This is a genomic window from Embleya sp. NPDC020886 (genome assembly GCF_044333915.1).
GTDB lineage: Bacteria > Actinomycetota > Actinomycetes > Streptomycetales > Streptomycetaceae > Embleya.
On the sequence record NZ_JBIRRX010000023.1, the window covers coordinates 1 to 22,317 of the forward strand.

At 70.5% G+C, this 22,317-nt stretch carries 15 protein-coding genes; 11 read left to right on the forward strand and 4 right to left on the reverse strand.

All coding sequences use genetic code 11. The features are described 5' to 3' along the window. Positions 1-283 precede the first annotated feature (283 nt). Complete coding sequence (locus ACH4U8_RS42650; protein WP_395783765.1) at positions 284-886, forward strand: transposase domain-containing protein; 603 nt, start codon at positions 284-286, stop codon at positions 884-886. Positions 887-2,365: 1,479 nt separating this feature from the next. On the opposite strand, the gene ACH4U8_RS42655 is transcribed toward ACH4U8_RS42650, so the two are convergent. Beyond that, complete coding sequence (locus tag ACH4U8_RS42655; protein WP_395783767.1) at positions 2,366-3,019, reverse strand: cutinase family protein; 654 nt, start codon at positions 3,017-3,019, stop codon at positions 2,366-2,368. Between the two features lie 551 nt (positions 3,020-3,570). On the opposite strand from ACH4U8_RS42655, the gene ACH4U8_RS42660 reads away from it, so the two are divergent. The 10 genes from ACH4U8_RS42660 (at position 3,571) to ACH4U8_RS42705 (ending at position 18,588) form a co-directional block, all read left to right on the forward strand. After that, on the forward strand, positions 3,571-4,182 hold the full coding sequence (locus ACH4U8_RS42660; RefSeq protein WP_158696086.1) for a TetR/AcrR family transcriptional regulator C-terminal domain-containing protein: 612 nt from the start codon (positions 3,571-3,573) through the stop codon (positions 4,180-4,182). Positions 4,183-4,334: 152 nt separating this feature from the next. Continuing rightward, positions 4,335-5,210 (forward strand): alpha/beta fold hydrolase, encoded by an 876-nt coding sequence (locus tag ACH4U8_RS42665; RefSeq protein WP_020552717.1) that lies wholly within the window; start codon positions 4,335-4,337, stop codon positions 5,208-5,210. A gap of 494 nt (positions 5,211-5,704) precedes the next feature. Further along, the gene (locus ACH4U8_RS42670) at positions 5,705-7,960 is read left to right on the forward strand and encodes an ATP-binding protein (protein ID WP_395783769.1); all 2,256 of its coding nucleotides are present in this window, start codon (positions 5,705-5,707) and stop codon (positions 7,958-7,960) included. A 2-nt stretch (positions 7,961-7,962) separates the two neighbouring features. Further along, the gene (locus tag ACH4U8_RS42675; protein ID WP_395783771.1) at positions 7,963-10,776 is read left to right on the forward strand and encodes an ATP-binding cassette domain-containing protein; all 2,814 of its coding nucleotides are present in this window, start codon (positions 7,963-7,965) and stop codon (positions 10,774-10,776) included. A gap of 83 nt (positions 10,777-10,859) precedes the next feature. Continuing rightward, the gene (locus tag ACH4U8_RS42680; RefSeq protein WP_395783773.1) at positions 10,860-12,167 is read left to right on the forward strand and encodes an ABC transporter substrate-binding protein; all 1,308 of its coding nucleotides are present in this window, start codon (positions 10,860-10,862) and stop codon (positions 12,165-12,167) included. A gap of 88 nt (positions 12,168-12,255) precedes the next feature. Further along, the gene (locus tag ACH4U8_RS42685; protein WP_395783775.1) at positions 12,256-14,718 is read left to right on the forward strand and encodes a beta-glucosidase; all 2,463 of its coding nucleotides are present in this window, start codon (positions 12,256-12,258) and stop codon (positions 14,716-14,718) included. Positions 14,719-14,925: 207 nt separating this feature from the next. Continuing rightward, positions 14,926-15,975, forward strand: a complete 1,050-nt coding sequence (locus tag ACH4U8_RS42690; RefSeq protein WP_395783777.1) for an SGNH/GDSL hydrolase family protein — start codon at positions 14,926-14,928, stop codon at positions 15,973-15,975. A gap of 321 nt (positions 15,976-16,296) precedes the next feature. Beyond that, a complete protein-coding gene (locus ACH4U8_RS42695) occupies positions 16,297-16,812 on the forward strand; it encodes a MarR family winged helix-turn-helix transcriptional regulator (RefSeq protein ID WP_395783779.1) in 516 nt (171 codons plus the stop codon). Next, on the forward strand, positions 16,809-17,564 hold the full coding sequence (locus tag ACH4U8_RS42700) for an SDR family NAD(P)-dependent oxidoreductase (protein ID WP_395783781.1): 756 nt from the start codon (positions 16,809-16,811) through the stop codon (positions 17,562-17,564). The genes ACH4U8_RS42695 and ACH4U8_RS42700 overlap by 4 nt, the downstream gene beginning before the upstream one ends. A 70-nt stretch (positions 17,565-17,634) precedes the next feature. Continuing rightward, complete coding sequence (locus tag ACH4U8_RS42705) at positions 17,635-18,588, forward strand: SDR family NAD(P)-dependent oxidoreductase (RefSeq protein WP_395783783.1); 954 nt, start codon at positions 17,635-17,637, stop codon at positions 18,586-18,588. Between the two features lie 159 nt (positions 18,589-18,747). Here ACH4U8_RS42705 and ACH4U8_RS42710 read toward each other — a convergent pair whose 3' ends face one another. From ACH4U8_RS42710 to ACH4U8_RS42720, 3 genes are all read right to left on the reverse strand, one after another. Then, positions 18,748-19,815: an XdhC family protein gene (locus tag ACH4U8_RS42710; protein ID WP_395783785.1), complete on the reverse strand. Its 1,068-nt coding sequence runs from the start codon at positions 19,813-19,815 to the stop codon at positions 18,748-18,750. Between the two features lie 50 nt (positions 19,816-19,865). Next, positions 19,866-21,374 carry a carboxyl transferase domain-containing protein gene (locus tag ACH4U8_RS42715; protein ID WP_395783787.1) on the reverse strand — a complete coding sequence of 503 codons (1,509 nt, stop codon included), beginning with the start codon at positions 21,372-21,374 and terminating at the stop codon, positions 19,866-19,868. A gap of 188 nt (positions 21,375-21,562) precedes the next feature. After that, positions 21,563-22,315, reverse strand: coding sequence for an SDR family oxidoreductase (locus tag ACH4U8_RS42720; protein ID WP_395783789.1), 753 nt, complete (start codon positions 22,313-22,315; stop codon positions 21,563-21,565). Between the last annotated feature and the right edge of the window lie 2 nt (positions 22,316-22,317).

Sequence of the window (22,317 nt, forward strand, 5' to 3'; positions counted from 1 at the left end):
CCGCTGCGCCCTGAGGCATCCCCATTCGAACCGCACAAAATCTCAACGCATCCCACAACACCCGCGAAACCCATTACAAGTGCGAAAACCCCAGCTCACACACACCACCGAGCCCGCCGAACACCCACCCCACACCCCGAAACCCACCCCGCCGGCCCCGCGCCCGGAACAACCATCCCGACACAACCACGAAACCCCACCCCACACCCCCCACAACCAACAACCACTCACATTGGGAGTCTCGTTGCCTCTGCAATCCGTTGATCGCACCGCCATGGTGGGCGTGTCACGAACCGTCCGGGTCGCGGCCGGGGTGTTCGCGCCCGGCCACCTCGGAGAGTTGACGCGCTACGTGCCCTTCGAGTTGGTGGACGCGGTCCTGGAGGAGACCAGGACCCGCGAACGCCGACTGCGGGACCTGCCCTCGCGCGTGGGCGTGTACTTCCTGCTCGGCCTGGGACTGTTCTCCGGCATCGGATACCTGCGGGTGTGGGCGAAACTGGTCGCCGGACTGGACGACCTGGACGTGCCCCGACCGTCGGAGAAGGCCCTGCGCGACCTACGGCGCCGACGGGGGCCGGCGCCGATGAAGGCCCTGTTCGACGCGCTGGCCAGGCCGATCGCCGGCCCCCGAACGCCCGGCGTGAGCTATCGCGGGCTGCGCACGGTCGCGATCGACGGCTGCAACTCGCTGAAGGTCCCCGAGACCGAGGCCAATCGCACGTGGCTCGGGCTGCGCAGGAATCCCAACGGCTGGGCGGGCTATCCCACGCTGCGGCTGGTCGCACTGGTGGAAACCGGCACCCGCGGACTGCTCGCTGCGGCCATCGGTTCCTCCCGGAGCGGGGAACTCACGCGCGCCCGCTCGACAACGCCCGGACCTTGACGACCTGATCGACCTGACGGCAACGCGGGCAATGGATCACTCTGGTCTCCTCCCACGGGAACGATTCGACATCGGCCGAGCGGCGATCGTCAGGCGGGCGGGCAACGCACCACGCGCCGTGCAGGGTCGAACGCGACCGCCCCGGACCGACGGCGCGCGCCCGGCGAGCGGCAGGAGCAGTCGCTCGTGAGAGACGGCCGCGAACGCGTGGACGCGCATCGATCGACGCGGCGGCAAGGACATCACACCAACGGCGCCCGAGGCGGACCGGCGAAACCTCATGCTGCCGGTGCCTTTCCCCGCCCGCGCCGTCACGACCGTTCCACATCAGTCAACCACCCAAGCACTCACGCTCGCACGGGAGTTCGGAAGACCGACCGGGCACACGGCGACGTCGTCGGTCGAGGCCGACTCCTGCGGGACCTGCGGAAACGGCCCGGAGGCGAGGCCTGATACTCCCCCACCGCAGGGTCGCTCTGCAGGACGAGGGTGGCGGGTGTCGATGGCCCGATGGGCCGGTTCTTCGCGGTGTGTCGGCGAAGGGGAAGGTCGAGCCCTCGAGGAAGGGGCCGCGGTAGGTGTCGAGTGCGCGCTCGCGCAGCGCGGCCCGGGCATCGGAGTCCTTCGCGTCGACCACATCGCGCAGGAGTGTCGTGAATTCCGCCGGCCGCTGGTGATTTCCCGGGAGTGCAGGTGGTGGCGGTCGCCGGAACGGGCGAAGAACCACGCCGTTGTTGCCTTGATTCGTTCAGGAGTAGGTGGGTGGATGTGAACGGGTTCGCCATTTTGCGCGTGGTGCCCTCGGGGCGGCGAGCGGGTTCGGGTGGTAGGCGATCTTCTTGCCGCGCACCCCGTTGGGATGCGCGGCAAGAAGTCCGAGGCATGCGTGCACACCGTCCTCGAGGTGGCGCCAGGGCGACGGCCTGTCGTCGACGTCGAGGCCGAACGAATCCGGCAGCCGCGGGCGCAGTGCCGGTATCGCTGCCGGCGCCGTCCGCCGGGTCGGACGGTGCGACGGGGGTGCCGGGGTGGTGCGTTCAGGGGCTGGGGCGAGCGAGGTGGTGGTGTCGTTGCCCGGGGCTTGGGCATCGGGATCGTGTCGGTTGCGGCAGGCGGCGGCAACCGACACGCCCCGCGCCGCAGGGCTCGCCCGCCACGATGGCCAACGGGCACCATCGGGCCACCACACGGGCCGCTTTACCGAAATCCGTCCCTTACGGGAGCGAGCGCGGTCGTCGCGGCACCACCCGATGGCAAGCACCTCACGCCATCGGGTCGCCGTGTCGGGACGTGGCGCGGTGGCAGGTGCCCGCGTGGCGACCCGACCACACTCGACATGCAATGGGCATGAGAACGGGGGTTTGGGGCCGGGCGGGGTCCGAGGTCGCGTTCGGCGTCGGCCGAACGCGTGGTGATCCCGACCTGGTGACCGGGTCCCCGGCGGTGCGGAGACCCGGCGGATGGCACGCTTGGCGTCGGTCAGATGCGTACCGCGATGAAGTCCGCGGCGGGGACGCTGTGTTCGGGTCGGGAGTAGGACAGGTGGGCAGCCGGGTCGACGCCTCCTCCGCAGGCGGGGTCGCCAGTGGCGCAGTCGTCGAGAGTGCGGGCCCGGTAGGTGCCGGTGATCGTGGTGGGCTTGTACAGCGGTATTCCGCGCTGCGGGCTGCCGTAGAGCACGAGCGCTGCGACCCGGGGTTCGATGTTTGCCGGGATCACGGCGACGATGGGCGCGCCGGTGAGGGAGCCGAGGCTGCCGACACCGACGGAGTTGGACACGACGTTGGCGCCCTGTGAGTAGCCGACCGCGGCGAATTTCTGGTTCGGACAGGCAGCGGCCTGGGCTTCGATGTGCCGGACGAGGTCCCAGTTGCCGACGGACGCGGACCAAGGCTCGAGACTGGCAGGGTAGTTCACGCGGTGGTATGAGACCGTCTTGGTGCCGCCGAGGCGGGTGTCGATTGCGGCGACGAGGGCGTCGTAGACGGGGTCGGGGTCGGATGGTTCGGACGGGCCGAACTGCGTGCCCATGGCGTAGGTTACGTCGATGTCGGCGCACGAGCCGGTGGCAGCCGAGGCCGTGCCGGACGTGACAGTGAGGGTGCTTGCCGCCGTCACCGCGGCAGTTGCCATGGCGGCGAGTCTGGCGGCGGTACGGGTTCGTGACATGGGGGCCCTTCGGTATGGCGCCGAACGAACCGGCGCACGCCGGTGTGCCGGAAGCCGGCAATCCAGCGCCCCCGCACGGGGGGCATCGATACGTCGCGGCACCGCAGCCACACCGCTGAATCGCATCAGCTCGGATTTTGTACCACCGGGTAACAAAGGTTGCAAGCGAAACCGATCGGGTGGAGCCATGCACGTCGGCGGCGACCGCTCGTCGATACCCGCGCGCCGCCGGCGGGGCGTGCGGAGCCGGGGCCGAACTCGCGGACGGCCGCGGGGAATCACTCGGAGGCGCTCCGACCGGCGGGTCCACCGGCCACGACGATCCGCGGCGGTCGCCCGGCCGCGCGGCGCCCGATCGCACGCCCGTGAAAGAATCTCGCCGAAGATTCCCACTCGCGGTGCGCCGGTGGCGGCTGCCCCGGAGATTTGCGGGAGAACACATTGCGGGAGGTCGGAGCATGAGCGGCGGCCGACGTGGACGTGGACGGCCGGCACGTATCGACCGCGACCGCATCGTGCAGGCTGCCTTGGAGTTGGACGCGGCCGGCGAGCCCTTGAGCATGAAGGCCGTGGCCGACCGTCTGGGGGTGCACGCGCCGAATCTCTACCACCACGTGGGCGACCGCGATTCGCTGGCGGCGCTGGTGGCCGCGGCGCGGATCGAGCGCGTACTGGACGAGTCGTGGATGCCTGCGCCGGACGCGGACTGGCGCACCTGGCTGCGGGCGTTCGCCTACGCGACCCGCGACGCGTCGTTGACCTTGCCGGGGCATGCGGAGTACTTCGCGTTCAGCGGACCGGCCGGGCGGCGGCAGTTGGACCAGATCGAGCGGCTGCACGAGGTCTTGGTGGACGCGGGCTTCGACCCGGTCGTCGCGGGGCGGTGCGTGACGCTGATCGGCGAGTTGGTGCACATCAACGTTCGCTCGGTCTTCATGCTGCGCGCCCAAGGGCAGGAGCCGCATCGGGCAACGATCAGCGAGATTCTGCGCGATGAGCCGGACGCCCTGCCGCTGATGCGCGCCGCAGGTCATGGCGGCTACGACCCGGACGCGCAGTTCGCCTTCGACTTGGACGCGGCACTCGCCGGTCTGGCGCCTTCGCCTGTCGACCCCGGCCGGGGCTGAACCCAGCGGCCCCGCCGAGCGGCCCGAGCCTCCTCGACGTGCGGGCCGAGTCTTCCCTTGCACTTTTGGTGGTTCTACACTCGACGCCTCCCGGCCGCTGACTCGTTTCAGCGCCGTTTCCGGAGCCGCATGTGTCAGATCGAGGAGTGCCCATGGCCACCGCTGCCGACCCATCGCTCTACCCGACCCAGCTGCCCGAGTCCGCCCGGCGGATCGAACTGCGCACGACCGGCGGGCCGCTCGCGGCCTTGGAGATCACGCCGCCCGAAGGCGTCGAGACGAGGGGCACCGCAGTACTGGTGCCCGGGTTCAGCGGTTCGAAGGAAGACTTCCTGCCGATGCTGGAGCCGTTGGCCGCCGAGGGGTATCGCGTCGTGTCGTACGACCAGCGCGGCCAGTTCCAGTCACCCGGCCCGACCCGGTGGCGGGAGTACGACGTGACCGCCTTCGCGGCCGAACTGGCCGAGGTCATCGCGGCCGTCGACACCGCGCCCGTGCACCTGCTGGGACACAGCTTCGGCGGGATCGTGGCGCAGCGTGCGGTGGCGGACGCGCCGTCGAGCGTGCGGAGCCTGACGCTGCTCGGCACAGGCCCGGGCAACACCGAGTTCGCGGGCGCGAAGATGGTCGGGCCGCTGGTGTGGATCCTGCGGATCGGGGGGACGTCGCTGCTGTGGATGCTCATGCGCGGCCAACTGAGGAAGGCCGGACTCGCGCACGGCTCGCAGGTATGGCTGAAGCACCGGCTCGTCCACACGCGCAAGGCGAACCTGATCGGGATCATCCGCACGATGCTGGGAGAGCCGTCGCGGGTGGAAGTGTTGGCACAAACGGATGTGCGCTTCCTGGTGATGTACGGGGAGAACGACATGCCGTGGACACCCGCGACGCAGGCGAAGATGGCCCGGAACCTGAACGCGCGGCACGTGGTGATCGCCAACGCGGGGCACACGCCGAACGAGGAACAACCGGAGGAGACCGCGAAGGCGCTGGCGGACTTCTGGGTTTCGGTGGACGCGGAGAGCTGAGCGACCCACCCGGCCGACCACGGCGGCGGATCCCCGCACCCCGCCCACGCGGTGATCCTCCGGACGCCGACCCGCCGACCCGCCTGGCTGCTCCCCCGGGGGGAGTCGACCACACGCCCTGCAGGCCCGATGCCTGCAGGGCGTTTGGCGTTCTCGGCCGCGATGGTGGTCGGCACACCCCGACGCGGCGCCGTGCCTGAACGGCCCCGAGAAGTCCTCCCCTTCAGGGTCTGGACATTTATTTAATCTGGAATAAACAATTGGGCTCCGCACCGGGAGACGTCACGGCCGCATACGCGCGGTCGGGGGTGTCACGCCTGCGGGTTCGTCTGTGTGGTGACCGTTCCGAGCCGCGAAGGATGCCCGATGCGTACGACCTTCCTTCCCCCTGCGCCTGATCCGTCCCCCGGGCGGCACGGCCCGCGATCGCGCCATCCGGCGCGCCCGCAGGTGGCGGCTCGGCGCAACCGGACCGCGCGGTACGGGTGTTGCCGGTGAGCGGCACGGTGGACGACGCCACCGGGGACAATGCCACCGAGGCGGTCGCGCCGCGGAGCGAACAGCGCCGCTCCGCCGCGGGCCTGGCCGCCGAACTCGTCGATGCCGAGGCGGAACGTACCCAGGCGGCCGAGGCCGAACGTGAGGTGCTGTTCGCCGACGATCTGCTGCCCGGGGTGGGCGGCGAGCGGTTGACCCTCCGCCGGGGCCTGGCCGCGGGCGGGTCGGCGACGTTCCTGACGCTGATGGCGCTGTCTGCGTTCGACGAGTTGGAGACCGCGACGCTGGGCGTGCTCGCCCCGGACATCCGCGACTCGTTCGGGATGAGCGACGGCGCGATCGTGTTTCTGTCGGCGGGGTCGGGCGCGTTCCTGGTGCTCGGTGCGCTGCCGATGGGCTGGCTGGCGGACCGGTACCGGCGCGGCAAGGTCGCGGGATGGGCCGGACTGGCCTTCGCCGCCTGCGTGTTCGCGTGCGGTACGGCGGCGAACGTGTTCCTGATGTTCCTCGCCCGGCTGGGCGTCGGGGTGGCCAAGGCGAGCACCCTGCCGGTGCACGGCTCGCTGAACGCGGACACCTACCCCATCGGGGTGCGGGGCCGCATCGCCGCGGCGACCGGTATGGCGGGCCGCCTCGCGGGAGTGCTGAGCCCGCTGGCGGTCGGCGGGATCGCCGCCGTGGCCGGTGGCGACGACGGCTGGCGCTGGGCGTTCTTCGTACTGGGCGTGCCCACCGCGCTGGTGGCGCTGTACGCCTTCCGGCTGCCCGAACCCCCGCGCGGACAGCACGAGATGAAGGCGGTGCTCGGCGAGGTCATCACCCACGACAAGCCGATGCCGATCTCGATCGAGGCGGCGTTCGCCCGGCTGATGCGCATCCGCACCACCAAAACGGTCATCCTGGCGTTCGCCGCGATGGGCTTCGGCCTGTTCACCGGACCGGTGCTGACGAACCTGTGGATGGAGGACCACTTCGGGCTCGGCACCTTCGAGCGCGGGGTGTACGGCACCCTCGGCGGCCTGGGCGTGCTGGCCGTCCTGCCGTTCGTCGGCCCCCGCTACGACAGGCTCTACCGCACCGACCCGGCGCGCGCCCTGAGGCTGGTCGGCTACCTGATCCTGCCGGTGGCGGCGCTGACGCCGGTGCAGTGGTTCATGCCGACCGCGCCGGCGTTCGTCATCGCGCAGATGTTGCCGCTCGTCCTGCTGTCCGCGGCGTTCGCGATGATCGGCCCGGTCATGCAGTCCGTGTCCCCGTACCAACTGCGCGGATTGGGCACGGCGCTCGCGGCGATCTACATCTTCTTCATCGGCGCGACCGGCGGCTCGCTGCTGTCGGCGCTCATCCTGGACTCGTACGACGCGCGCGCGGCGGCACTGGTCATCGGCGTCCCGGCGACGCTGGTGGGCGGCCTGATGCTGATCCGTAGTTCCTCGTTCATCAAGAACGACCTGGCATTGGTCGTCGGTGAACTCCGGGAAGAGCTCGCGGAGCGGGACCGCCAGGCCCAGGACCCCGAGCAGGTTCCGGTGCTCCAGGTCAACGACATCGACTTCGAGTACGGCAACGTGCAGGTGCTGTTCGGTGTCGGGTTCGAAGTCCGGCGCGGCGAAGTCCTCGCGCTCCTGGGGACGAACGGCGCCGGCAAGTCCACGATCCTGAAGGCGATCTGCGGCCTCGGAACCCCCTCTCGCGGCGTGGTCCGGCTCAACGGGAAGACCATCACGTACGTGGCGCCCAAGCAGCGCGGCCGGTACGGCATCCGCCTGCTGCCCGGCGGCAAGGGCACCTTCCCCGGCATGACCGTGGCGGAGAACCTGGAGATGGCCGCGTTCGGGCTCCGTGATCGGGGCCGGGCGCACCGCGACGCCAGGCTCGCCTACGTGCTTGACGTGTTCCCCGACATCAGCGCCCGCCTCGCCCAGCGGGCGGGCAGCATGTCCGGCGGCCAGCAGCAGCAACTCGCCCTCGCCATGGTGCTGATGCACGACCCCGAGGTGCTGCTCATCGACGAACTCTCGCTCGGCCTCGCCCCCGTCGTGGTCCAGGACCTCCTCGCGGTGGTCGAGCGCCTCAAGGCGGACGGCATGACGATGATCATCGTCGAGCAGTCCCTGAATGTGGCGCTGGCGATCGCCGACCGGGCGGTCTTCCTGGAGAAGGGGCAGGTCCGGTTCACCGGTGCCGCCCGCGAACTCGCCGAACGCGACGACCTCGCCCGCGCGGTGTTCCTCGGCAAGGACGGTGGCTGACCATGATCGAGCTCACCCGGCAACTCGCCTTCGACGGCGTCGTCAACGGCATGGTCGTCGGCCTGCTCGCGATGGGCATCGTCCTCGTCCACCGCTCGACCCGCATCGTCAACTTCGCCGTCGCCAACATGGGCCTGGTCGGCTCGGCGCTGTTCGCCCTGCTGAACCTGCGCTACGGCGTGCCGTTCTGGATCGCGCTGGCCATCTCGCTCGTGGTCGGCACCGCGTTCGGCGCGGTCGTCGACCTCGTCGTGGTGCGGCGCCTGTTCGCCGCGCCCCGCGTGATCCTGCTGGTCGCCACGATCGGCGTCGCGCAGTTGGCACTGGTGATCGTGATGGCGTATCCGGAGGTCGACGCCGCGAACAGGTATCCGGTGTGGTCCACGGCGAAGTGGAGTCCGGCCGGCGTGGAGGTGACCGCGACCCAACTCGCCGTGCTCGTCGTCGTTCCGCTCGTCGCCGTCGTACTCGGCTGGTTCCTCGCCCGTACCGTACTCGGCAAGGCGGTCAAGGCCTCGGCGGACAACCCGGACCTGGCCAGGCTCAACGGCGTCAGCCCCAAGGCCGTGTCCACCGCGGTGTGGGCGATCGCCGGGCTCGTCGCGACGATCTGCCTGATCCTCATCTCCGGCCGCACCGGATCGGTCGGTTCCCCCGCGGTATTGGGCATGACCACCTTGATGAGGGCGCTGGCGGCCGCGGTGATCGCCCGCATGGTCTCCTTCCGGATCGCCTTGGTCGCCGGGGTGCTCCTGGGGTCCCTCGAATCCGTCGTCCAGTTCAACTGGATCGACCGGCCCGGCCTGACCGACGTGGTCGTCTTCGCGCTCGTCCTGGTCGCGGTGTTCGTCGTGGGGCGCGGCCGGGACACCGAGGCGTCGACGTTCTCCTTCGCGCCCAAGGTCCGTCCGATCCCGGTCCGCCTGCAAGAGCTGTGGTGGGTGCGCAACCTGGAGCGGTTCGGCCTGGCGTTCGTCGGGCTGATCGCGGTCCTCGTGCCGCTGCTCGTGACGCAGCCGTCCAAACAACTGCTCTACACGACCATCCTGGCGTACGCGATCTGCGCCGCCTCGGTCACCGTGCTCACCGGCTGGGCCGGGCAACTCTCCCTCGGGCAGATGGCGTTCGCCGGGATCGGCGCACTGACCGCGGCATCGCTCTCGCGCGGACTGCGGCTGGACATCGGCGGCGGCAACGTCCTCGTGGTCCAGCGCCTGACGTTCCCCACCGCCGTGTGCACCGCCGCGCTGCTGACTGCGGCGCTCGCCGCCGTGATCGGCGCCGGCTCACTGCGCGTGCGCGGACTGCTTCTCGCGGTCAGCACCCTCGCGTTCGCGGTCGCCTGCGAGCAGTGGGTCTACACCCAGGACCTCTTCCACGACGGTCCGACCCGGACCGCCGCGTCCTTCCCGCGCACCGACGTCTTCGGGGTCGACGTCACCGCGCAACGCCCCTACTACTACGTGGTGCTGGCCGTGCTCGTGGCCGTGCTCGCGGTGACCGGCAGGCTGCGCCGCACGGGCGTGGGCCGGACCACGATCGGGGTACGCGACAACCCGGCGACCGCGTCCGCGTACACCGTGCAGGCGGTGCGCGTAAAACTGCGGGCGTTCGCCCTGGCCGGAGGCGTCGCCGGACTCGGCGGAGCGCTGCTGGCGGGCGCGCTCCAGACGGTGCCCTACAGCGACGCGTACTTCCGCAGCGCGGACTCCCTCATGCTGGTGTCCGTCGTCGTCATCGGCGGCCTCGGCGCCACCTCGGGGCCGATATGGGGATCGTTGTGGGTGATCGGCCTGCCCGCCGTCTTCCCCGGCAACTCCATCGTGCCGCTGCTCGCCTCCAGCCTCGGCCTGCTGATGCTGCTGCTGTACTTCCCCGGCGGTCTGGTCCAGATCGGCTACGCGCTGCGCGATGCCGTGCTCTCCTGGGCCGAACAACGTCTGGGCCCGGCACCCGCGAAAACCGTCGGCGCCGTCCCCATTTCGCTCACCCCCGCCAAGCGCGCACCGCTGCCCGATGGGAAGCCGGTGCTGGCGACCTCGAACATCCGCGTCGGCTTCGGCGGCGTCACCGCCGTCGACGGCGTGGCGATCGAGGTCATGCCGAACGAGATCGTCGGCCTGATCGGCACCAACGGCGCCGGCAAGTCCACGCTGATGAACGCCATCGGCGGGTTCGTCCCCGCCACCGGCACCATCGAACTCCTCGGCCGGGACGTGTCCACACTGGCGCCCGCGCGCCGCGCGTCCGCCGGCCTGGGCCGCACCTTCCAGGCCGCGACGCTCTTCCCCGAACTCACGGTCACCGAGACCGTGCAGATCGCCCTGGAGGCGCGCGGGCGTACCGGACTGCTGTCGTCCGCGCTGTGGCTGCCCAAGTCGCTGAAGGCGGAGCGGGCCAAGAAGGCCGAGGCACACGACCTCGTCGATTTCCTGGGCCTCGGTCGATATGCCAACGCCTTCATCGGGGATCTGTCCACCGGCACCCGGCGGATCGTCGAACTCGCCGGGCTGCTGGCGCTGAACGCCGGCGTGCTGTGCCTGGACGAGCCGACCGCCGGTGTCGCACAGCGCGAGACGGAGGCGTTCGGCCCGCTCATCGTGGAGATCCGGCGTGAACTCGGCGCGTCCATGCTGATCATCGAGCACGACATGCCGCTGATCATGGGGATCAGCGACCGCGTGTACTGCCTGGAGACCGGCCGCGTCATCGCCGCCGGTGCGCCCTCCGCCGTGCGCAACAACCCCAAGGTCGTCGCGAGTTACCTCGGCACCGACGAACGCGCCATCGAACGCAGCGACCCCGTGCCCACCTGAGCCGGTCCCGCCGCCTGTCACACCCCGCCTTCTGGTGCTTTGCCCTCCAGTTGTGCTCCGCCCTCCGAAAGGACTCCACCGGCATGACCTCCACCAGACGTATCCGTCCGACCGCCCGACGCGCCACCTCGATACTGGCCGCGCTGTGCGTGGCGGCAGCCGCCGCAGGCTGCACCGTCGAGGACAAGAAGTCGCCCACCACCCCCTCGGGTTCGAACGCTCCGGCCATCTCGGCAGTGGCGCCGGGGGTCGCTGCGGACAGCATCAGGATCGGCGTCGTCTATCCCGACTTCGCCGCGCTCAAGCCGTTCGTCAACCTCGACGCGGGTGATTTCGAGGTCGCCTACAAGGCGCTGATCGCCAAGCTCAACGCCGCGGGCGGGATCAACGACCGCAAGATCGTCCCGGTGTTCGCGAAGATCAACCTGCTGGCTCCGGCCTCCACGCAGGAGACCTGTGTGAAGCTCACCGAGGACGAGAAGGTCTTCGCGGTCCTGGGCATGCTGCCCATCGCCGACCAGACCTCGTGCTACGTCCAGGCCCACAAGACCGCGCTGATCGGCGGGGCCATGCCGGCCGCGCTGTACGCCCAGGCCCAGGCACCCTGGTTCACCGACATCGACGGCGACGCCTCCGCCAAGGCCGTCGACGCGCTCGCGGCGCACGGCGACCTGAAGGACCGGAAGGTCGCCGTCGTCGCCGATACCCAGGGGCAGACGGACGCCGAGAACATCCTCCTGCCCGCGCTCAAGCGCAACGGCGTCACGCCCGTCGCCACCGGATACCTCGCGTCGACCGTCGGCGACCCGGCCGCGACCCAGCAGCAGGGCACCGTCCTCCTGCAGAAGGCCCGGACCGCGGGCGCCGACACGATCCTGCTGACCGGCGGCGCGGCCTCGCAGATACCGGCGATCCTGGAGAAGTCGGACTGGCGGCCGCGCCTGCTGTTCAGCCTCAACCCCTCGGGCTACACGCAGGACAAGGGCCGGCACGACTTCGGCACGCTCACCGGCTCGGTGGTGGTCAACCCCGTTCTGGACTGGACGGAACCGCAAATCGTGGACTGCGTGCACACCGTCGAGCAGGCCGACCCCTCGCTCACCGGCAAGCTCGTCGACCCCACCACCGTTGCCCCCGGCCTGCCGACGCCGGGTGGGTCCGTCCAGACGGCCTGCATCAACCTCTCCCTGTTCAAGTCGATCGCCGGGAAGGCCGGCAAGGACCTGAACTACAACAGCTTCCAGCAGGCCGGGTTCGGCCTCGGGAAGTACCGCCTGCCCAACTACCGGGACGACGCGACGTACGCACGGCAGACGCCGAGCGGCGCGCTCCCCTTCCGGGTGCAGGCGTACGAGCCGGGCACCAACCGCTTCATCGCGGTGCCCTCCTGATCGCTCGGCCGCTTGCTCCCCTGATCGTTCGGCCGACTGTTCCGCAGCAGCCGGGCAAGGCACCGACACGCATGCCATGGAGTCGAACATGAACCACCTCATCCCGTCGGACCCGGCCGACGCCCACGACCTGACCGCCCTGCTGGGCCGGCTCACCCTCGAAGACAAGGTGCGTCTGGTCGCCGGCCACGACATGTGGTCGCTGGCCGAACTGCCGCAGATCGGACTGCGCGCGCTGCGCATGTCCGACGGCCCGGCGGGAGTGCGCGGCACCGGCATGGGCGAGCACGAGACCTCGCTGCTGTTCCCGTGCCCCACCGCGACCGCGGCCACCTGGGATCCGGAGACGGCACGCCGAGTGGGCCGGCTGATGGGCACGCAGGCCCTGGACAAGGACGTCCACGTCCTGCTGGCACCGACCGTGAACATGCACCGCACCCCGCTGGGCGGACGGCACTTCGAGTGCTACTCCGAGGACCCGCTGCTCACCTCGCGGACCGCCGTCGCGTTCGTCGAGGGCGTCCAGTCGACCGGAGTCGCCGCGACGATCAAACACTTCGTCGCGAACGACTCCGAGGACGAACGCATGTCCTACGACAGCCGCGTCGGCGAGCGCGCGCTGCGCGAGGTCTACCTCGCGCCGTTCGAGGCGGCGGTCCGCGAGGCCCGCGCGTGGCTGGTGATGTCGGCGTACAACTCGGTCAACGGCGCGTCGATGACCGAGAACTCCCGGTTGCAGAACGACGTCCTCAAGGACGAGTGGGGCTTCGACGGCGTGGTGATCTCCGACTGGACGGCGGTCCGCTCCACCGAGCCCGCCGCCCTCGGAGGCACCGACGTCGCCATGCCGGGCCCCACCGCGCAGTGGCTCGAACCACTTGTCGAGGCGGTCCGAGACGGCCGGGTCGAGGAGGCCGTCCTGGACGACAAGGTGCTGCGCGTCCTACGGCTCGCCGCCCGCGTCGGTGTGCTCGACGAGGAAGTCGCGCGAAGCCACACGTGCACTCCGGCGGACGCCACGGCGCAACTGCGCGCGGTTGCGGCCCGCGCCATGGTGCTGCTGGAGAACGGTGCCCAAGCGCTTCCCCTGGACGCCTCGGCGCTGCGCCGGGTCGCCCTGATCGGCCCGAACGCCGTACGCCTGTCCGCCCAGGGCGGCGGCTCCGCGCACGTCAACCCCGAGCACATCGTCGGGATCCCCGAGGGACTGCGAGCCGCCCTCGCTCCCGACGTCGAACTGACGGTACGGTCCGGCGCGTTCACCCACCGGTACCTCCCCGCGCTGCCCCGCGACGCCATCGTCGACCCGACCACCGGCGAGCCCGGCGTCGGCCTGGAATACCGGGCCGCCGACGGCACCGTGCTGGACACCACCGTGCGCCTCGACCCCGGCATGGTCTTCTGGCCGGGCACCTTGGTCGAGGGCACCACCGCCGTGGCGATGCGCACCGGACTCACCCCGGTCGTGGACGGGACCCACCTGATCGATGTCGTCGGCGCCGGCGCGTTCACGCTCACGGTCGACGGTGTGTCCCACGAGATCCATTCGGCCGCCGAGAGCGCCGACATGGGCGCGATGCTGCTGCGCCCGCCGCTGCGGCGCCTGGACGTCGACGCGCGGGCCGGCGTGCCCGTCGAGATCGAGCTGGTCTTCCACAGCGTGGTCGAGACCCTGTTCGGCAAGATCGGCATGGGCTGGGGCACCCCGCGGCTGTCCGACGACGAGGAACTCATCGAGGCGATCGCCGACGCCGCCGCGGCCGATGTCGCGATCGTCGTCGTGGGCACCACCGACGACATCGAATCCGAATCCTTCGATCGCAGCAACCTGGCACTGCCCGGCCGTACCGACGAACTGGTGACCAGGATCGCCGAGGCCAACCCGAACACCATCGTCGTCGTCAACGCGGGTGCACCGGTTCTCATGCCGTGGCGCGACCGGGTGGCCGCGGTGCTGTGGGCGTGGCTACCCGGCCAGGAAGGCGGCGCGGCACTGGCCGACGTCCTGACCGGCGGGGTCGAACCGGGCGGCCGGCTGCCCTCGACGTTCCCGGCCGAGGAGGAGCACGTCCCGCTGCTGTCGACGAAGGTCGTCGACGGCGGAATCGACTACACCGAAGGCCACACCATCGGCTACCGCCTGTGGGCACGGCACGGCACCAAGCCCGCCTATCCCTTCGGCTACGGACTCGGCTACACCGACTGGCGCTACGACGACGCCCAGGTCGAGGGCGATGCCGACCGCGGCCTGACCATCGACGTCACACTCACCAACGCCGGCACGCGGGACGGCCGCGAGGTGGTGCAGGTGTACCTGGAACCCGCGGACGGCACGCTGTTCGGCGCACCCGAACCACTCCGGCTGATCGGATTCACCGCCGTGGACGTCCCCGCCGGTGCCACCGAGGCCGTCCGCGTCCATGTCACACCGCGGACCCTCGAGCGCTGGGACACCGAGGCGAACGCCTGGACCACGGTGCCCGGCACCTACCGACTGGCCATCGGCAGGCACGCCGCCGACCCGCACATCACTACCACACTCACCCTCTGATGCTCCGCCGGTGGTGCACCACCACCGGCACCGAGCCGGGGCTCGTGCGCGAGCAGGGCGACCGCACGCCGGCGTAGATGCCGTGGGGGCCGCCGTCGCGGCACGGGACCTGGGGCCGTGCCGCGACGGTGGGGATCGAATGCGCGACAGAGGGCGGCAATATCGATTTCGCCATGCCCGTAAATTGAATTATTCACACGGATCGGCATGTGGGAAAAGGCCGCAGTAATCATGGGAATCAACCGGAGATCTACTTTCCGTATCTCTGGACATGTTGGTGACTCGGCAGTAGCTTACCGGCCGGTACTACAAACAGATCCCCATGAAGGTCATCCGGGAGGAATTGTGCTCCGCACGATCCTGAAAAGATCCCCCGTTCTACTCGGTAGTGCCGCGCTACTCGCCGCAACGGTCCTGACCGGGCCGGCCACCGCGCAGGGTGCGCCGTCCTATTCGAAGTACACCGCGCTCGGCGACTCGTACGCCGCGGGCGCGGGCATACCGGATGTGTCCGCCGGTGCGTGCCTGCGGTCGAACCACAACTTCGGAAGTGTCGTCGCGGCCTCGCTCGGCGTGGCCGACTACAGTGACGCGACCTGCGCGGGTGCGAAGGTCCTCGATCTGACGGCATCCCAGGTATCCCCGGTGCCACAGCTGGATGCCGTCGACAGTGACACCGACCTGGTGACGCTCGGCATCGGCGGCAACGACCTCAGCGACTCCCCGCTCGGTGTCGTCGAAGTCATTCTCAAGTGCATCCTGGTATCGGGGTCGGACCCGCTCGGTGCTCCGTGCCACAACCAATACGCCGACCGGCACTTCGACTTCGGCACAGCGTCATGGGTGTACGAGAACGACACCCTCGCCGCCGCCATCACGGCGACCGCACCGCGACTCGCCTCGGCCCTCCAGGCGATCCACACCAAGGCGCCGGGGGCGAAAATCGTCCTCGTCGGCTACCCGTCGGTCCTTCCGGACAACGAGTGGACGTGCTTCGGACGCCAGCCGCTGGCAATCGGCGACGTCGCGTACCTGCGCGGCATCATCACCCAATTGAACGGCATGCTGGCCACCACCGCAGCCGCGAACGGCACGACGTACGTCGACACGGCCACTCCGAGCAAGGGCCACGACGTGTGCTCCGACCAACGGTGGGTCGAAGGCCTGATACCGGGTTCACCCGCACTTCCCTTCCACCCGAACGCGGTCGGTGAAAGCGCCATGGCCAAGGCGGTGCTCACCGTACTGAGCCACTAGCCGACCTGAATTCCGCGCCGCTCGAAGCGGCATCATGAAAGCGGTTTGAATTACCGTCGCGGCACGCGAGGCGAACACGGGTTCCTCGGCCGAAGATCTCCGGCCGGGGAACTTGTCGCGCACCGGATTTCGGGTATCGGATTTCCGGTTCCCGTCCGGAGCCGGATTCCCGGGATATGTTGCACACCGCCCACGCGCCCCTCAGGCGACTCACCCGCCGACGCGATTCACCCTCCGCACCTCCGCGACCGAGCCCGCAAGTCGGATCCGATCATCCCGAATGCCTTGTATCCATGTACTGATGCATGCAAAACTGACGCCATGTCAGATGAACGAGCCGTGCGCCGGATCGAAGCGTTCGTCGGCCAAGTGGCCGACATGGCGCGGCTGCCCGGCTACCGCAACCGGCTGCTGGCGGTCGCCGGCGTCGAGTTGCACCAGTCCGGACTGTCGATCCTGTCCGTCCTCGAACGCGAAGGCTCCCTCGGCGTCAGCGAACTGGCGGTGCGCCTCGGCGTCGACCAGTCCACGGCCAGCCGCCAGGTCCGGCCGCTCGAGGTCGCCGGGCTGGTCGCGCGCGGTCCGGACCCCGCCGACCGCAGGGCCAGCCTGCTCCGCGTCACCGAGGCCGGCCTGCGTCTGCGCGCCCGGGTGCGCGACACATGGCTCGCCGACATCGCCTGGGCGGTCCGCGACTGGGACCCCGCCGAACGCGAGCAATTGGGTGAGCTCCTGGAGCGGTTCGCCGCACGCTGGCGCGACGCCGCCGCCGGGGCCGGCCTCGACGCCGCACCCCGCACCGACCCCGGACCAACCGACGAACAGGTGACCTCGTGACCGACCGATTCGACCTCACCGGCCGCGTGGCCATCGTGACCGGCGGCAGCCGCGGCATCGGCCGCGCCATCGCCCATGCCTACGCCCGCGCCGGTGCCGCGGTCGTGATCGCCGGCCGCAAGGCCGACGCCTGCAAGACCGTGGCCGAGGAGATCGAGGCGGCCGGCGGGCAGGCCATGGCCGTCGCCACCCACCTCGGCGAACTCGACCAGCTCGAGGCCCTCGTCGATGCCACCGTGGCGCGCTTCGGGCGCCTGGACATCATCGTCAACAACGCCGCCAACGAACTCGCCCAGCCCGTCGGGCACATCACCCCCGAAGCCTGGGACAAGTCGTTCGCGGTCAACCTGCGCGGCCCGGTCTTCCTGGTCCAGTACGCGCTCCCGCACCTGATCGCCAGTGGTCGCGCGTCGGTCGTCAACGTGGTGAGCGCCGCCGTGTTCACGCGCGCCGAAGGCAAGGGCCTGTACGCGGCGGGCAAGTCCGCGCTGGTGGCCTTCACCCGCACGATGGCCGGCGAACTCGCCGTCCACAACGTCCGCGTCAACGCGATGGCGCCCGGCACCGTCAAGACTGACATGGTCCTCAAAACGACACCCGACATGCAGGAACGCATGACCAAAGCGGCCCCGCTCAAGCGCATGGCCGACCCCGAGGAGATGACCGGTCTCGCCCTGCTGCTCGCCTCCGACGCGGGCAGCTTCATGACCGGCCAGATCGTCAGCATCGACGGCGGCCTCACGGTCCACTGAGCCACCGCGCCACTCGGCGCGACCGCACACCGACCCACCGACAGGCCCGTCGACACAGGAAGAGACAGACATGGACTTCGAGAATCGCGTCGCCGTGGTCACCGGCGCCGGAGGCGGGCTCGGCCGCGGCTACGCCCTCGAACTCGCCCGGCTCGGCGCCCGCGTCCTGGTCAACGACCTCGGCGGCGGCAGCCACGGCGAACCGCCGGCCGACGACTCGGCCGGGGCGAACGGCCCGGGCGCGGCCGAGCAGGTGGCCTCCGAGATCCGCGCGGCGGGCGGCACCGCGCAAGCGGACACCCGCGACATCACCGTCGACGCGGCGGGCGTCATCGGCGCCGCCGTCGAGACCTGGGGCCGCGTCGACATCCTCGTCAACAACGCGGGCATCTCCGGCGGCGGGGAGATCGACGCCATCCCCGACGCCGAGTTCCGCCGCATGGTCGACGTGCACTACTGGGGCACCGTCGAGATGATCCGCGCCGCATGGCCGATCATGCGAGCGCAGGGATACGGACGCGTCGTCAACTCGTCGTCGACATCGGTCCTGGGCATCCCCCACACCAGCCACTACATCTCGGCAAAGGCCGGCGTCCTGGGCCTGACCCGGGCCCTCGCCCAGGACGGCGCGGCCCACGACATCAAGGTCAACGCGATCATGCCGACCGCGTACACCCGGCTGACCGCCGAGATCCCCGACGACGGACTGCGGGGCCTCCTCGAACATTTCTTCAAAGCCGAATACGTCGCGCCGTTCGTCGCGGTGCTCGCGGACGAGAACGCCCCGTGCACCGGCGAGACGTTCACCGTGGGCGCGGGGCGCGCCGCGCGAGTCTTCCTGGGAGTGGCGCCCGGCTACCTCTCCCCCGATCCCGGCAGCGCGACGCCGGGCGAATACCTGGCCAACTTCGACCGGATCCTGGCGACCGAGGGTCACATCGTGGCGACCAGCGCCATGGACGAAGTGGTCCTCTCCGCCGAAATGCTCGGCATCGACGCGGGCACCCCTACCGTCGGCACGTAAGCCGGGCTCCCGCCCTCCCGTTCCCTCCCGGGATGACCCCGCAGGATATCCGCCCGAATCACACGCCGCGCGGATCTCCATCTCGCCATCTGTCCGCGCCCGTCATAAGGAAAACCGTGTTCCGCTGTGCGTCCTCGGCCCACGATGCGGCCCCGGAAATCAGCTCGCCGTGGCTCCGTCTCGGCGGATTCGACCGGTGGTGTGGGACAGATGAGCGCCGGTGCCTCCTTGGGTCGCGCTGATGATTTCGGCGAGGATCGCGATGGCGGTCTGTTGCGGGGTGCGGGCGCCGAGGTCGAGGCCGATGGGTGAGTGGAGGCGGGTGAGTTCCCCGGGTGTCACGCCTGCCTGGCGAAGTCGGTCGAGGCGGTCCCGGTGTGCCTGGCGGCTGCCCATGGCTCCGGTGTAGGCGACGGGCAGGCGCAGGGCGCGGGCGAGCACAGGTACGTCGAATTTGGGGTCGTGGGTCAGGACGCAGACAGCGGTTCGGCGGTCGGTGTGCGTACGCGCGAGGTAGCGGTCCGGCCATTCGACGACGAGTTCGTCGACGTGCGGAAAGCGGTCCTGCGTCGCGAAGACGGCGCGGGCGTCGCAGACCGTGACCCGGAAGCCGGTGAAGGACCCGACGGCGGCGACGGCGCTGGCGTAGTCGTTCGAGCCGAAGACCAGCAGGCGGGGGCGCGGCAGGTGGCTGCGGACGAAGACGGTCTCGTGTCCGTCCGTTGTGTGCACGACGCCGGTCTTGCCGGCGGCGAGCATGCGGTCGGCGAGGGCGGCCAACGGGCCCACGCCGCCGGAGAGTACGTGATGGCCGATGCGGCGGCTGTCGGGGCTTGCGATGACGGTGGCGACGGCGACCGGGTCGCCGTCGTCGCGCAGGGCGGCGAGTACGGCGGGGAACTCCCGGTAGCGCAGGGTGTCCACCGGTTCGACGAACACCTCGAGCGTGCCCCCGCAGGTCAGTCCGGCCATGAGCGCGTCCTCGTCGCTCACGCCGTAGCTCGCGGTCTGCGCACGGCCGGTCTCGATCACCTCGCGGGCGAGTTCGTAGACCGCGCCCTCGACGCAGCCGCCGGACACGCTGCCGAGGGCCGTGCCGTCCGACGACACGGCCATGACGGCACCGACTTCGCGAGGTGCGCTGCGCAGTGTCGACACGACGGTGGCGAGCGCGAACGTCGCTCCGGTGCGGTACCACGCTTCGAGTTCGCTACTCAAGTGACGCACGTTTCATCGGCCCTTCCCCGGATGTCGGACGACAACAGCGGCGGTCCTGCTCAGCGGGGTGTTCGGCCACCGGCGGCCGCGTGTGTCGCTTCCGTGCCGCGAGAACGGGCGGTGCGGCGCTCGGTGTCGTATCCCGCCTGGACCGCGGCGGACAGTTCCGCCTCCACGACCACGCGGAGGTTCGCCATGAAGGTGTGCGGGGCATCGCACGCGTCGGGGCTCTCGGGGATGATCCGATCGACCGTCCCGGACGCGAGGAGGTGTTCCGCACCGACCCTCTGGGCGCGGCTCATGTCGGCCGCGTACAGCGGGTGCCCGTGCACGATGGCGCTGGCTCCTTCGGGAGGCAGCGGTGCGACCCAGGCGTTTTGTGCGGCGAGGACGCGGTCCGCCGGGAGGAGTGCCAGTGCGCCGCCACCGGTGCCCCGACCGAGGAGGAGGGACACCGTGGGGGTTCGCAGGGTGGTCAGTTCGGCAAGGCAGGCCGCGATCTCCCTGGCGAGTCCGCCTTCCTCCGCCGCCACCGACAGGGCCGCTCCGGCGGTGTCGATCACGGTGAGCAGCGGCAGGCCCAGTTCCTCGGCCAGGCGCATCCCGCGACGCGCGGTGCGGAGTCCGGCGGGGCCGGCCGGACCGGACTCCGCTTCGGCGGTGCGGTCGTGCCCGACGACCACGCACGACGCGTTGCCGAAGCGCATGAGCCCGAGGTACATCGACGGTTCGCGCTCGCCGTGGCCGGTGCCGTTGAGCGGGACGACGTCCTCGGCGCGGTCGACGAGTTGACGCAGTCCCGGGCGTCCGCGCCGCCGGGTGCGTCGGATCGCGTCCCAGGCGTCGACCGCGGGGGTGGGGTGATCGCCGGGCGGGCACGGGCGGCCGGCGGGCGTGATGTCGTTGAGGCGGACGATCCGCGAGACCAAGTCGGCCAGTCGGGTCGCCGGTACGACGGCGTCGACCAGTCCGTGGGCGAAGAGGTTCTCTGCGGTCTGCACGTCGGCCGGGAAGGCGGTCCCGGTGAGCGTTTCGAAGACGCGGGGGCCGAGGAAGCCGAGGAGGGCACCGGGTTCGGCGGTCGTGATGTGGCCGAGTGCGCCCCACGAGGCCATCACGCCGCCGGTGGTGGGGTGGCGCAGGTGGACCAGGTACGGCAGGCCGACGCGCTTGTGGCGGACCACGGCCGCGCAGATGTCGGCCATGTGGACGAAGGCGGGCGTCCCTTCCTGCATTCGCGTTCCTCCCGAGGCCGGGAGGGCCAGAACGGGGAGCCCCGCACGTGTCGCGCGCTCGAGCGCGTCGACGATGCGTTGGGCTTCGCGCACGCCGATGGACCCTCCCAGGAAGCGGAACTCGCTGACCAGCAGGGCGATTCGCCGCCCATGGATGCGGCCCTCGCCGGTCAGCACCGCGCCGTCGACACCGGTCTTGAGACGTGCTTCCGTCAGTTCGCAGTCGTACGCCGCGTCGAGCCCGGCGGAGACGATCGGCGTGTCCCAGGACGCCCAGGAGTCGGGGTCGAGTATCGACGCTATGAGGTCGCGTGCGGTCTGCCGCTCGGGCATGTGCGGTCCTTGCCTGGTTCAGAGCTTTCGGGGTGGTTCGGGGTTGTTCGGGAAGGCTCAGGATGGATCCGGGTCGATCACGGGGTTCGGATTCGAGGGCACCGGGGCGTGCGGCGTCCGACCCACGGGCGGCGCGCCGTTCGGGGTCACGGCGGCGAACCGCGAGGCTCCACGGCACCTCGCGGAAGTCAGCGGACCGACAACCCTCCGTCGGGGCGCAGGACTTCGCCGGTCATGCCGCAGGCCTCGTCCGAGGCCAGGAAGCGGTACAGCGGGGCGAGTTGGGCCGCGCTGAGGACCACGCCCAGGGGGTTCTGGCTGCGAATCTCCTCGCGCATGGCGTCGGGGTTCTCGGCGAACAGCTCCACACCGTCCACCTCCCGCAGTCCGGTCACAATGCCGCTGGGAGCAACGGCGTTCACGCGGACATGCGGTGCCAGATCCGCGGCGAGATGGCGCACCAGACCGAGGGCGGCATGCTTGGCGGCGGTGTAGGCGATGCCGGCCCCCAGGTCCGAAGCGACCATGAACGAAGCGTCGGACAGGGTGAACACCATCGTGCCGCGTGATGTGGTCAGCGCCTCGGCGGCGGCTCGGGCGGCCAGCAGGTAGCCGACGACGTCCACGTCGAGCACCCGCCGGGTCAGCGCGGCCAGTTCGGCCCCGGACCGGTCGAGCAGCCGCACCTCGCCGTCGTGGATCCCGGCGTTGCCGACCAGCAGGTGCAGCGCGCCGTACCGGTTGAGGGCGGTGTCGACGGCGCGCTGGTTGTCGTCCGGGCTGGTGACGTCGCCGAGGACGAAGCCGGCCCCGCCGATGTCGCCGTCCGGCTGCTCCCGATCCAGCACCACCACGTCGTAGCCGTGTGCGGTCAGATCCGCCACGATCGCCCGTCCGATGCCGGACGAGCCGCCGGTCACCAAGGCCACACGCTTGCTCATGC

What these genes read in the sequence shown, in the direction of transcription:
- ACH4U8_RS42655 (WP_395783767.1), bottom strand. Translation starts at nt 3,019, where the DNA reads ATGGCAACTGCCGCGGTGACGGCGGCAAGCACCCTCACTGTCACGTCC.
- ACH4U8_RS42665 (WP_020552717.1), top strand. Translation starts at nt 4,335, where the DNA reads ATGGCCACCGCTGCCGACCCATCGCTCTACCCGACCCAGCTGCCCGAG.
- ACH4U8_RS42675 (WP_395783771.1), top strand. Translation starts at nt 7,963, where the DNA reads ATGATCGAGCTCACCCGGCAACTCGCCTTCGACGGCGTCGTCAACGGC.
- ACH4U8_RS42680 (WP_395783773.1), top strand. Translation starts at nt 10,860, where the DNA reads ATGACCTCCACCAGACGTATCCGTCCGACCGCCCGACGCGCCACCTCG.
- ACH4U8_RS42685 (WP_395783775.1), top strand. Translation starts at nt 12,256, where the DNA reads ATGAACCACCTCATCCCGTCGGACCCGGCCGACGCCCACGACCTGACC.
- ACH4U8_RS42690 (WP_395783777.1), top strand. Translation starts at nt 14,926, where the DNA reads ATGTGGGAAAAGGCCGCAGTAATCATGGGAATCAACCGGAGATCTACT.
- ACH4U8_RS42695 (WP_395783779.1), top strand. Translation starts at nt 16,297, where the DNA reads ATGTCAGATGAACGAGCCGTGCGCCGGATCGAAGCGTTCGTCGGCCAA.
- ACH4U8_RS42705 (WP_395783783.1), top strand. Translation starts at nt 17,635, where the DNA reads ATGGACTTCGAGAATCGCGTCGCCGTGGTCACCGGCGCCGGAGGCGGG.
- ACH4U8_RS42715 (WP_395783787.1), bottom strand. Translation starts at nt 21,374, where the DNA reads ATGCCCGAGCGGCAGACCGCACGCGACCTCATAGCGTCGATACTCGAC.
- ACH4U8_RS42720 (WP_395783789.1), bottom strand. Translation starts at nt 22,315, where the DNA reads ATGAGCAAGCGTGTGGCCTTGGTGACCGGCGGCTCGTCCGGCATCGGA.